This is a genomic window from Desulfomarina profundi (genome assembly GCF_019703855.1).
GTDB lineage: Bacteria > Desulfobacterota > Desulfobulbia > Desulfobulbales > Desulfocapsaceae > Desulfomarina > Desulfomarina profundi.
In genome coordinates this window covers 1846395-1858838 of record NZ_AP024086.1, presented here as the reverse complement: position 1 = coordinate 1858838, position 12444 = coordinate 1846395, and the positions used below count along the sequence as shown (strand labels likewise).

8 protein-coding genes, 1 tRNA gene and 1 pseudogene are annotated in these 12444 nt (G+C 43.0%); 2 read left to right on the top strand and 8 right to left on the bottom strand.

Annotation, left to right across the window (positions count from 1 at the left end; all coding sequences use genetic code 11):
• Positions 1-14: 14 nt before the first annotated feature.
• The 3 genes from LO777_RS08615 to cysS form a co-directional block, all read right to left on the bottom strand.
• A tRNA-Gln gene (locus tag LO777_RS08615) sits at positions 15-88 on the bottom strand.
• 199 nt (positions 89-287) lie between these two features.
• Positions 288-1088 (bottom strand): AmmeMemoRadiSam system protein B, encoded by an 801-nt coding sequence (amrB, locus tag LO777_RS08610; protein WP_228857100.1) that lies wholly within the window; start codon positions 1086-1088, stop codon positions 288-290.
• Positions 1089-1358: 270 nt separating this feature from the next.
• On the bottom strand, positions 1359-2831 hold the full coding sequence (cysS, locus tag LO777_RS08605; RefSeq protein WP_228857099.1) for a cysteine--tRNA ligase: 1473 nt from the start codon (positions 2829-2831) through the stop codon (positions 1359-1361).
• Positions 2832-3056: 225 nt separating this feature from the next.
• Between cysS and LO777_RS08600 the strand changes: the two are divergent.
• Positions 3057-4600, top strand: a pseudogene (locus tag LO777_RS08600) (AmpG family muropeptide MFS transporter).
• A 23-nt stretch (positions 4601-4623) separates the two neighbouring features.
• Here the strand turns inward: LO777_RS08600 and LO777_RS08590 are convergent.
• Together LO777_RS08590 and LO777_RS08585 are read right to left on the bottom strand one after the other, a co-directional pair.
• The gene (locus LO777_RS08590) at positions 4624-5181 is read right to left on the bottom strand and encodes a PilZ domain-containing protein (protein WP_228857096.1); all 558 of its coding nucleotides are present in this window, start codon (positions 5179-5181) and stop codon (positions 4624-4626) included.
• Positions 5182-5252: 71 nt separating this feature from the next.
• The gene (locus LO777_RS08585; protein ID WP_228857095.1) at positions 5253-6743 is read right to left on the bottom strand and encodes a sigma-54 interaction domain-containing protein; all 1491 of its coding nucleotides are present in this window, start codon (positions 6741-6743) and stop codon (positions 5253-5255) included.
• Positions 6744-7104: 361 nt separating this feature from the next.
• On the opposite strand from LO777_RS08585, the gene LO777_RS08580 reads away from it, so the two are divergent.
• Entirely contained in the window at positions 7105-8298 is a 1194-nt protein-coding gene (locus LO777_RS08580; RefSeq protein ID WP_228857094.1) for a TIGR03790 family protein, read from the top strand.
• On the opposite strand, the gene LO777_RS08575 is transcribed toward LO777_RS08580, so the two are convergent.
• The 3 genes from LO777_RS08575 to LO777_RS08565 are packed head-to-tail and all read right to left on the bottom strand — an operon-like array spanning position 8274 to position 12149.
• Positions 8274-8708 (bottom strand): PGPGW domain-containing protein, encoded by a 435-nt coding sequence (locus LO777_RS08575; RefSeq protein ID WP_228857093.1) that lies wholly within the window; start codon positions 8706-8708, stop codon positions 8274-8276. The two genes, LO777_RS08580 and LO777_RS08575, sit on opposite strands and share 25 nt — an antisense overlap.
• A 13-nt stretch (positions 8709-8721) precedes the next feature.
• Positions 8722-10434 carry a DUF748 domain-containing protein gene (locus tag LO777_RS08570; RefSeq protein ID WP_456237676.1) on the bottom strand — a complete coding sequence of 571 codons (1713 nt, stop codon included), beginning with the start codon at positions 10432-10434 and terminating at the stop codon, positions 8722-8724.
• Complete coding sequence (locus tag LO777_RS08565) at positions 10389-12149, bottom strand: DUF748 domain-containing protein (protein WP_456237675.1); 1761 nt, start codon at positions 12147-12149, stop codon at positions 10389-10391. The genes LO777_RS08570 and LO777_RS08565 overlap by 46 nt, the downstream gene beginning before the upstream one ends.
• Positions 12150-12444: the final 295 nt, after the last annotated feature.

Here is a 12444-nt window from a genome sequence, read left to right as displayed (position 1 = left end):
GCCAGTTTTAGAACTGGCTGGGGGACAGGGATTCGAACCCCGATAAGCGGAGTCAGAGTCCGCCGTCTTGCCATTAGACCATCCCCCAGCAGGATGAAGTGTTTCGAGTTTATAAAAGATTGAATCGTTAGTGTCAAGAAAAAATCTATGGTGCAGCAGTGTAGTTTCAAAATAGCTGTATTCGTGAGAATCGGCGGACACTATCCTGCATTAAGATTGGATAACCTGAAGTCGTAGTGACTCTGTAGGTGAAAAATGAATAATAAGTTGAAAATACAACAAATAAATCAAGAAATAGTCAGACCTGCATAACCTACTACCTGCTCTATATCACCGGAAGCATAGCCGGAGTCGGTATAGCCGATCAGTTCACAGGTTGATGCACCCATCATTTTTGCGGCAATAAGCGTTATCGTTACGGGAATAACGCCACACATGGAAATCTTATGGTCAAATACAGTAAAATAGAGTTTCTCCGGATTTATATTTTTGATATGCTGGAGAGCTTGAGCATCTTTTTCAGTTGCAATATGCCGTGGTTCATAATGGCTCATATCTGTTGAGGCTACAATGAGTACCTCCTTTTTGAAGGCTTTGATAGCATCTACGAGGGCTTCTGCAATTTCAATACAGAGCGGATATGAAATATGTGAAACAATGAGAGGGACAATGGACAAATCCTTCTGCTGGTATTGCAGAAAAGGAATTTGAACTTCGATGGAGTGTTCCAACTTATGGGCTCTTTCATCGCAGGTTATATTCGAAGAATAATGTAGAATATCTTGAGCCAGTTTCTCATTGATGGGTACCACGCCTGAGGGAAGTTCCCAGGGACAGGTGGAAAGAGCTGCAGGTGCACCGGCTCCACGGTGGTTCGGTCCGATCATTATTGCAGTTTCGGGTATAACAATACTGCCGAGAGTTTCAGCTGCAAGCTCTCCGGAATAGATATATCCTGCGTGAGGAGAAACTGCTGCAAAAGCTTTTTTTCTGTTTCTTTCAGCCCCCTTCAACAGGTTTGAAATGGTCTTTTTCAGTTCATCCGGGGAACCCGGGTAAAAGCGATCCGCCACAGCTGGTTTTCTCATAAGATCACCCTGGTAAGAGCCATCGATTATTTTTCCATATTCCCTGAACTTGAACAAAAAATCTCATTTCTGGACAGACACGCGCTGATGATAAATCCGGCCTGTTATTTTGTAACTGATCACAGGGCAGGCAACTTCGTTGTATCAATTATTGTATTTGCAACAGGTTACAGGGTGCTGAAGATTTTCGCAAGCAGCCCGGCGCAGCGTATTGGTCATACGTAAGCCGGGCTGATCGCAAAAAGATTCCGTATCCTGTGACCTGTTACGTCATTTTACTGACCAGGTAGTTCCTGCGGCATCATCTTTTAAGACAATATTTTTACTGAGGAGTTCATCGCGGATTTCATCACTTCGTGCCCAGTTTTTTTCTGCACGGCATTTGTTTCTTTCCTCTATCAACCTGTTTATTTCTTCTTCATCAAGATCCAGTCCAGCTATCTGCATTGCTTTTCTGGCTGAAAGATATTCTGTTGCATTCTCCCGCAGAAGTCCCATGATGTTTGCCAGTTTTTTCAGGGTTACAGCACAATCTTTAAGGAGAATTGTGTCTTTGGTTGAAGGATTCTCTGCAATGAGCTTGACACTCCTGTTGAGAATTTTTGCAGTTTCAAAGAAGATTCCCTGGGCCCTGGCAGTATTGAAATCATTATCCATTGATTCCTGGAAACGTTTTTCAAGAGAGAGAATTTTTTCTCTGTCTTTTTCTGGCAGTACCATCCTGTCCTGTTGTTTATCATCGCCGGTCGGCTTGAGGTTTTCAATTGCAGCAATACATTTATAGAGTCTTTCCAGGCCGCCTGTTGCATCCCGCATGGCTGTTTCCGAAAAATCGAGAGGATTGCGGTAATGGGTTGAAAAAATAAAGAAACGCAGAACTTCGGGGTGATAATTATCCAGTATGTCCCTGATAGTCAGGAAATTTCCCAGGGATTTTGACATTTTTTCATCTCGGATAGTTACAAAACCGTGATGAATCCAGGTAGTTACAAATGGCTGATCGTTTGCACCTTCACTCTGGGCTATCTCGTTTTCATGATGGGGAAAAATAAGATCCTTGCCACCTCCATGGATATCAAAGGTTGCACCCAGGTATTTTCGGCTCATGGCAGAACATTCAATATGCCACCCGGGTCGTCCCGGACCCCATGGGCTGTCCCATGTGGGTTCTCCGGGTTTTGAGCCTTTCCAAAGGACAAAATCCATGGGGTGACGTTTCTGTTCGTTGACATTGATGCGTGCTCCTGCCTGCATATCATCCAGGTTTCTGCGGGAAAGTTTGCCGTATTCAGGAAAACTCTCTACAACATAGTAGACATCATTTCCCGACTGATAGGCCATATTTTTGTCAACAAGCTCTTCAATCAGTTCGATCATTTCTTCAATGTGATCCGTTGCCTTTGGTTCGACATCAGGCCTGTCTATTCCCAGGGCGTCCATATCTCTGTAAAATTCAATAATAAACCTGTTAGCCAGTTCGGAGGCGGAGCAGTTCTGTTCGGCGGCCCTGGTGATAATTTTATCATCTATGTCAGTAAAATTCCTGACATAGGTCACCTTGTAGCCCCGGTATCGCAGGTAATTGACAATCATATCAAAGGCAAGAGCTGAACGGGCATGGCCTATGTGGCAGTAATCATAGGAAGTTATACCACATACATAGAGTTTTACATGTCCAGGTTCCAGGGGAGTAAGGATCTCTTTTTTCCCGGAAAGGGTATTGTATATTCTAATATTTTCCATAAATGAAACCGGAGTAAACAGTTGTATCTTAATTTTTATTATGTCCTGAACCCTGCAAACAGCCAGGCAACACGTTGTCTTGCAGGAAACCTATCCTGTTGCAAACGATTTTCAGATAAACTAAGTTATTCGGGCTGATAAATCATTTGGATCTTTATTTCATAAGTCTCCACCGACAATGCACCCTGTCGAATAACATAATCTTATTAAAAGGAAAAGACAATAATGAGCCAAGAAAAGAGGGAAAAGTTATCCTGGGCGACAGGCATGAAAATATGGTGCCATCCCAAAGTCGTGGCTATGTTTTTTCTCGGATTTTCTGCGGGTCTGCCAATACTTCTGATTTTTTCAACACTTTCAGTCTGGCTCAGAGAAGCAGGCGTGAGCAGGGCTGCTGTGACATTTTTCAGTTGGGCTGCTCTCGGTTATTCTTTCAAATTTATCTGGGCTCCCGTAGTTGACCTTTTACCCGTGCCATGGTTAACCCGTAAACTCGGCAGGCGAAGATCCTGGCTTTTTCTGGCTCAAGTGGGGGTGATAATAGCAATATCCTGGATGGGTGCAGTAAATCCGGCCGATAATCTTGAAAATCTCAGTCTCATGGCAATGGCGGCGGTGATGCTTGGTTTTTCGTCTGCTACCCAGGATATCGCCATTGATGCCTATCGGATCGAATGTGCTGAAGAAAGTATGCAGGCTATGCTGGCCTCCATGTATATCGCCGGCTATCGTGTCGGTATGCTTGTTGCCGGTGCCGGCTCCCTGTTTCTAGCTTCTTATCTTGGTACCACAAGAGCTTTGTACAATTATGGCGCATGGAGAACAACTTATCTGTGTATGGCTGCATTTATGCTGATCGGTATTATAACGACCTTTTCCATAAAAGAACCTGAGCTTGAGAATGAAGTGCGGCATGACTATACACTTTCAGAGTACCTTCGGTTCCTTGTCCTGTTTATTTTTGTTGTAATGGCATTTGTCCTGACTTTTTTTTATTCGGGACCCGTTGTTGCCCAACTGAAAGATTTTTTTACCGGATTATTTGTTAAAGAAAAGGGAGTGACGGCTTTTCTCGCTGAGTTGCTGCGATTTATTCTTGCACTTCTGGTCGCATTTCTGGTGGCCGGGTTTTTTGAGAAAAGTGGCGTGGTTGACTCAAAAATGGTACGAAGAACCTATGTTGATCCCATAGCCGATTTTTTTGTCCGGTATAGCGGAAAAACGGCTTTGCTCATCCTGCTTCTGGTTGGGTTTTATCGTCTTTCAGATATTGTACTTGGTGTTGTATCGAATGTTTTCTATCTTGATATGGGGTTCAGCAAAAATGTCATAGCGGGAATCACGAAATCCTTCGGCCTGGGTATGACCCTTCTCGGTGGTTTTTTCGGGGGATGTTGACGGTACGTTTTGGTGTCAGGGCGATTCTATTTCTGGGGGCGTTTCTTTCCGCGGCGACAAACCTTCTGTTCATGATTCTTGCGGGAGGGGGTGCGGATACAACATTACTTGCCCTGGTGATTGGTGCTGACAACTTAAGTGCCGGTATTGCAACTACAGCATTTGTGGCTTTTCTTTCAAGCTTGACGAGTGTGTCATTCACTGCGGTTCAATATGCAATTTTCAGTTCCGTGATGACTCTGTTTCCAAAGCTTATCGGTGGTTATTCGGGAACAATGGTTTCCACGTTTGGATATGAGAGATTTTTTCTCATTACTGCCGTTATGGGAATTCCGGTATTAGCGTTGGTATGGGCAGTACGAAAAATATAATTTGTAAACTTTTTATTATGTAATTACAATTGTTTGTCATGGATTCCCAGAAAGAGTCCCATGGCCTCTATAATATGGGGTCCCTGAAAGGCAAGACCTGCCTGATATACATTGTCATCTATCTGCTTGTTACACCACTGGATTTTGCCCATGCCAGTCTGCAGTGATTCCGGAAAGGAATCATCAAAGGAAAACTGAACTACAGTGTTGTTGAGAAGTGGGCTTTTCATGGTGACTCGCATCCCTCCCATGCTGATGTCCAATGTCTCGGCAAAAGTTGAATGGTGAGAGATTATTTCTCCAGAGTGAAGAAGTTTTACAAGAGTCACTTTGTGGCGTGTTACTATCCGCCTGTGCCTGCGGCGGTTTTCGTACTGATCTTCCTTTTGTTGATATTGTCCTTCCTGGGAGTTCATGTAGAGTGAATATTGAAGGCATTGGGGATAATCAACAGTCGTGCAGTAAATTTCAATATGGTTATCCAGGGGGATGAACAGTCCGTCATTACAGAGCCTGCATTTCAAGGATTTTACGGACCAGAAGGGGCATGATGTATTTGGTTTTTTGGCTTTCATCGACATGGTTTATTCCAAGAAAATTGCTTGAGGAGAATTTTATCTCATTAATTTTTTTGCAATAAATGTGCCATTTTTCATTTGTGGTCTTTGGGGGAGATATTATACCGTTTCATCTTGTCATAGAAGGCTGTTTTCCCGATTTCCAGCTGTTTCACGGTTTTGGCGACATTCCCATGGTTTTTTTCCAGGGCGTGGATTATAAAATCCTTTTCAACCTCTGCAACCATCGCTTTGAGAGGGCGACCGTCGAGTTGCTGCAGATAATTTTTGTGAGGCGGATTGAGGTCCTCGCCGGGGAGAATATCGAAGATCAGTTCATTTTCAGTAATAGTGTTATTTTTTGACATGAGCACTGCCCGCTGGATTACATTTTCCAGTTCCCGAACATTTCCAGGCCAGTCATGAAGGATGAGCCTGTCCAGAATTGATTGAGGTAAGAAGTTGATTTCCTTCTTGAAAGCCTGGCGGTACTTACGAATAAAATGCGTAACAAGATCTACGATATCATCTTTTCTTTCCCTGAGTGGCGGGATTGAAATGTTAATGATATTTAACCTGTAAAACAGATCAAGGCGAAAACTGCCATCCTGTACCATTGCGGCCAGATCACAGTTGGTTGCTGCGATAACCCGAACATCAATTTTAATTGGAGAATTTCCGCCAACCCGAATTATTTCTCCGTCTTGAAGGACTCTTAACAATGCTGCCTGCATTCTGGGGCTGATGTCACCAATTTCGTCGAGAAAGATGGTGCCGCCGTCAACAACTTCAAATTTACCTTTTCGCCTGCTGTCTGCTCCGGTAAAGGAACCTTTCTCATGTCCAAAAAGATCACTTTCCAGGAGAGAGTCATTAATGGTGTTGCAGTTGATTTTTAAAAAAGGTTTTTCATTTCTGCTGCTACTTTCCCGGATAAGATTGGCAACAAGTTCTTTTCCTGTTCCGGATTCTCCGGTAATCAGGATAGTTGCGTCTGATTTTGCAACCTGGAAAACCATATCTCGCAGTTCACTCAGGGCTCTGCTTGAGCCGACCATTTTCCCTTCTTCAGGTTGTTCTTTAAGGTGTTCCTTGAGGGTATTGAGTTCTTTTGAGAGATTTTTTCGCATTCTCTCACTTTCTTTCAGTTCATTGATCTTGTGAGAGAGAATCGTTTCAATACTGTTGTGAAAAAGCTCCAGTTCCTCAAATTGAGCTTTGGTTTTAGTCTGATCTCGGATAAAAAACCAGTAAAGGGTATCGCCATGATAGCCTTGAAAGGGAGCAAGTGTATATTCCAGGTGAAGTTGATTGAGGGTTGTTTCGAGGGTGTCACCTATCCTGTTTTCACTGATAGCATCAGAAACTACCTGAAGAAGAGCCATGCTGGTCTTGTCTTGTGGTTGTTTGTTTTCGGACCCTTTTCTGCAGAGATCACCAAAAAATGCTTTTGCACTTGGATTCATGTACTCAATGGATTCACTTCCCTTCACAAGCAGGACCATCTCGGGTATTGTCTCCAGAAGGTTTTTCTGGTTGAGAATCAGTCTGGTGATGTCCTGTGCAATATCTTGAGTATGCATCATATCACTTGGTAATCATTTAAATTGTTAGGTGTTCAAGTTTCCATAAAACCGAATATGCAGGGAAAAACTTTAACCAGTCTGGCTTTGGATAGGACACAGTATATACCAAGAGAAAAAAAAAGAACAGTATTTTCCAGAATAGCGAAAAAATTCTATTTTGTGAACGGTTTCGGTGGGTGATAAAATGTGGAGAATATTTCTCATAAACCAGCATGGCTGGACAAAATGGCTCAGCAACAAAAAACAAAAAAAAATCCTACTGCGGCAAAACAACATTTGGTCGCGGGATTCTCGGATAAAAGCAGGAGAAACTGTACTGGTGATCTTTTTGCTCTGTTTTTTTGTTACGGTTTCATTTGCAATGGAACCGAAAGAGATTCTCGTTGTCACAAATTCACGGATGGCTGGAAGTGTGGAGATCGGTCAGTATTATATGAAAAAAAGGGGCATTCCTGAGAATCATCTCTTAAAACTTGGACTTTCTTTAAAAGAGAAAATGTCACGGGAGGAATTTGATGAAAACCTCAAAAAACCTGTTAATGCAGCCATCCACAGACTTTTACCGGGAACAAGAATAGCATGTGTTGTTCTGATTTATGGAGTACCCCTGAAAGTGGCCCCGACCCCTCCGGATTGGGATGCTTTAGAGACTATTAAAACGTTGAAAAACGAATTGAAAGAAAGAAGGAATAAAAAGAGAAAACATGACAAAAACGATGAAACCGGGCTAACCGAAAAAGAATTGAGAAATCAAATAAAGAGGCTTTCAAATGGTTCAGAGAAAGCATCGGTTGATTCCGAATTATCATTGGTCCTTGCAGGCCATTATCGGCTTTCAGGCTGGATAAGAAATCCGTATTTTATTGGTTTTCAGGGATTGCATCTGCCGATTAATAAAGACAAGGTCCTTCTTGTCTGCAGGCTGGACGGCCCTGATAAAAATACTGTCTACAGGATGATAGATGATACATTGGCTGTTGAAAAAACAGGATTGCGGGGGTCAGCCTATTTTGATGCCCGGTGGAAATTCCCAAAGAAAAAGGATTTGAGGGGATATGCTCTCTATGATGCCTCCCTGCACCGTGCTGCAAAGATTGTCAGGAAAAGGATGAACGTTGTACTGGATGATACTCCGCATCTTTTTCCGGTTAACGGTTGTCCTGATGTGGCATTGTATTGTGGCTGGTATTCTCTGGCAAAATATGTTGACAGTTTTAAATGGAACAGAGGTTCCATAGGATATCATCTGGCAAGTTCCGAGTGCTCAACCCTGAGAAACCCCAAGAGTTCTGTCTGGTGTGTGAATATTCTCAAAAAAGGTGGTGTCGCAACTATCGGGCCGGTGAGTGAACCTTATATCCAGGGTTTTCCTTTGCCGGAAATCTTTTTCAAGTATCTCTCTGAAGGATATATGAGTCTGGGTGAAGCATACCTTGTGTCCCTTCCGTTTCTGTCCTGGCGGATGGTGCTGGTTGGAGATCCTCTCTATCAACCATTTTCACCAATTCCCGGTTTCGGAGGGAAAACTGATCATTCATCCAATTCCGGCCATTGAAAAGGTGTTTTCCCTCTTTTTTTTCTGATCCAGTCCAGGCTCTGTCGGATCATCTGTTTCCTGACAAGAAAGTGAATAAGTTTCTGTTTACCGGGAAAGGAGAGAAGCAGGAGTCCAATGAGTATTGTCAGCAGCCCCTGGCCTGGAAGAAAAAGCATGACAAAACCTGCAAGAAAAAGGAGGATCCCAAGGATATTTCGAAGAAAAAGAAAAACCAGAGCCGCAAAAGTTTTTGGCTCTCTCTGTTGAGGTGAGGCTCCGGTGGAAGAGAACCTGAGGAAACAGGTTTCGGAAAGTCTGCCTACGATCCATGGAATAAGTCCCAGGCTGACAAGAAAAGTGAGAATTGAGACTGGAACCAGCCATTGAAGCAGTGTCTTGAAAACCGGCGAACCAGTCAGGGAAACCATAATATCCATCTTTTCATTGAGGTATTGTCTGGAAATATGGTTTAAGTGTCACTGACACTCCGCATGCGGTTCCAGCTTGTCGGTTCTTATCCAGTTGTATCCTTTCAGATTTCAGTTGAAGCTGGCTTGTCAGATGTTTCTGGACAATTTCCGCCCTTTTTTGGGCCAGTTCCTCCAGCATGGCTTGGTCCACTTGAATTGTCTGTGGTTGGATGGGAACAAATTCCTGGAGAAATTTTGGTGGAATATCCTGTTCTATGATTTTTCCTTCCAGAGTCAGTTTTTTCTGTTTCAGTTCAAGTGCCTTATAATACGCTTCTTTCTGCCTTTTCCATTCGGCAAATTTCTCTTTGTTTTCTGTATTTACCCGTTTTGATTCTATTTCTTCCATCTGTTTTTTCATGGCTGCCCTGTCCGTTTTTTCATCATAATTTCCAGACAAAACCAGTCTTATATTGGGATGGTTTATCATGAGGGCACCATATTTTGAGAGGTTGTTGCGTCCCTGGTCAGACAGCATGAACTCTCCGGGAATAAATTCAATCATTTCGTTATCGATAAGATCAGTAAAGTCTCCCTGTGCCAGAAGAAACGGTGATACCGAACCCTTGACCACAAATTTCTGAAACTGGACAAGAATTCGTTCAAACAGAGATGTGGCTGCAACCGGTCGAGGTTCGGAAAAGGACAGATCCATTGAAAAGCTGTTGTCAGTTCCTTCGAGTAATGCCAGTGTCAGGGCTGAGTCAGCAATCGGCGATATGGGTTCTATTTTGGAAAAATGAATCTTTCCGGATGATGACAGTTGAGACTCTTCCCAGTAGCTGTTTATCTCCAGGCCAAAATCTCCTTTACCCGTATTAACATCGAGAACTTGAGAAATCTGATGGTGAAAAGAGGCAAGAGGATGATCGTCGAGACTGAAACTGAAACTGCCGTTTCTCTCCGGTGAAAACAGATCACCCTGGGCCTCAACAGTAAAGGGTGAATCATCCAGTTTTCCGGAAAACTGAAGCTGGGAGATAACCGGCGCCATTCCGGAATGAATATTTTTTATTTGACCATTGAGTTTCGAGATACTGGCAGACCAGGGAGGATTGGTTCGGGTATCAGTCAATGCAATTTGGCCGTTTAAAATAACAATCTCCTGTATATCCACGGGAGAAAGTGTGACACTGTTTTTACTTCGATGAGTTCTGTCCGCCATGGGAAAATAGCTCTGAAGAAATGCAGAAAAATTTTCCAGGGCTGTATCATCGTTGTTTGTAATCGTCCATGGTAATGAGAGAGACTGCAGTTCAACAAGGGCAATACCAAGGTGGAACGGGCGGGCGGTATAATTCATTCCATGGAGAACATTTCCGGTCCACGAAATTGTCTGATTGTCTCGAAGAGAGAGAGAGCCTTTGTCTGCCTGCAATGTGCCTGTAAAAGCTATCCCGGGAAAAGTAAATGTCCCTTTTCCGCTAATCTGTCCCTGGATAGTCGTGAGAAGAGGAGATTTTGAAAACCAGGAAAAAAGAGATTTTGCCGGGACCCGGTCAAATTCAGTTTTCATCAATCCGTTGAAAGGTGTCAGCCGGATACTCCCCTTACCACTGAGACGGATACCGGCTTTTCCTTTCGCTGACAACGAAAAGTTGTTTTTCACTGCTTTTTTCCGGTCCAGGTCTGTTGCTTTTATGGAGAAGTCCGGAAAAAGAATTTGAGAAGACTTGTCTGTGATAAAAAGACTTTTGCCTTTGAACTGGAGACTTCTGATCTTGTATTTTCCTGTAGTAAAAAAGGAAAAAACAGGCGGGGCTGTCCTTTTCTGAATGTCAGAGTACCTTTTTCAAAACGAACCTTGCCAAAATTGATGTTTTTTTTGTTCCTGCTGAAACCTGCCAATATCAATTTGTCTGCCAAAAGTTCTGTTGACCTGTTTTTCTTTTTATTCTTATTGGAGGGGGACAGGCGGAAATTACGGATTGTCACAGTAGCATCATCAAGATGATAAAAAACAGCATTCTTCAGGCTTTTTTCGCTCTCAGCCAGATCCAGAGACAGTTCCCCCTTCAGGGAAGCGGTGCCGGCCATGGAGTGTAAAGGTGACAGATCAAGAAATCGTGCTAAACCATTCAGGTCAAGGTGATTGGCAGTGAGTGTCCCAAGAAAATATGTGGGCTGGCTTATTTTTCCCTTCCACGCGAATGATGTGGAACTTTTTTTTCGGGATCCGGTGAGGGTGAATGTTCCTGCTTTTTCCTTTCCAGCATTTTTTTCGTTCTTTTTCCTGGTCGAAAAATGGTGTGCCTCCAGTTGAAGCATTGTCCATTCCGAGATGATTTTATCTTTTTCCGGGGTAAATTGTTTCAGGGTGCCGTCTTTGAGTGTGAGGGAATCTATTACTGTTGTATATTCAGATTTTTCTCCGGGTACGGACTGTTTTTTATCGCTGTATGTGCTGAGAAGTGAGCTGATGTTTTTTACAAAACTGCGCCCGAACGAAGAAATAACAGGTTTTGTCAACTTGACGGTATTAAGATGAATATTTTGTGAGACCGGATTGACAGTGCCTTCAAGTTGAGCCCTGGGAATAGCCAGATCAAAGGTGCTGTTGTGTGCCAGGAAGTTTGCTTTACTGATGTTCAGTGTAAAGCGTACAGCCAGTTTTTGCCCTTTTTCACCTTTGGGATCAAATTTCAGGCCGATCTTACCGTCGGCTTTGCCTTCTGTAATGGAAAACGGTAGTGTAAACGGCAGGTAACTGAGGTACAGGGGGAGGTCTATTGCCTTGAGGTTACAGACCAGATCAGTTGAGGTGCGTGCAGAACCGGAATCACCAATTCCGGCTTCCCCTGAAAGTTCAACGGGACTGCCGTTCACTGTTGCTGAAAAGTGGGGTCTTATATAGTTGTCCGCCTGAAATGCCAGGTTCGAAAAACTTGGCAATGCAAGTTGAATATCCTTGATAGAGTGACTCTTCTCTGCAGGTTGATCAATAAACGTGACACTTCCGTCTTTTACCCGGATATTATTCAAGGAAAAATAAAAGGGGAGGTCGGAGAAATTCATCATTTCCGAATAGCTTTTCTGTCTGTCCGATTGAAACAGAGGTGAGAAATTATATGATTTGTCTTTGTTTCTGATCAAGTTTGCACTGGGTTCAATTATCGTCAGATCATTGCAGACGATATCATTTCGGAGCAGGTGAAATGGTGAAAGTTTTCCGGAAAGAGTTTTGATAAAGAGCAGTTGACGATTATTGTTCTTTGTCAATTGCAGAGATATGTTTTCTGAACGAAAGGAAAAAGTATAGGGATTAAAGGTTGTGTGGTCAGTTTTGAAAAAAACCCCTGTGTTTTCAAAGAGAGTGGAGGGTAATATAGCAGTGATATAGTAGGGAACACCAAAAAATCCAATCAGTGAGTAGAGAATAAACAAAAATGGGAGAAGCAGCAGCCGGATCCCACGTTTAAAGGTGAATTCGGATTGTTTCTTTGTTTTTTTCCTCCGGGTTGCTCTTTTTTTGGGGAAGAAGATTTTCTGGGTGTGGGAGCCGGAGGCTGTATGGGAATATTTCCAAATCTATCTGACATAATTTGTGTTGGAGGTGTTTCTGTTTAAATCCCATAGCAAAAAGGTCTTTTGCCATGGGATTTCCAGATAAAAGACAACTGTACCCGGATTTTATACACCAGACTGCGGAAAAATGCATTTTCAAATTATAAACACAAAAAGGTTATAAAAACTG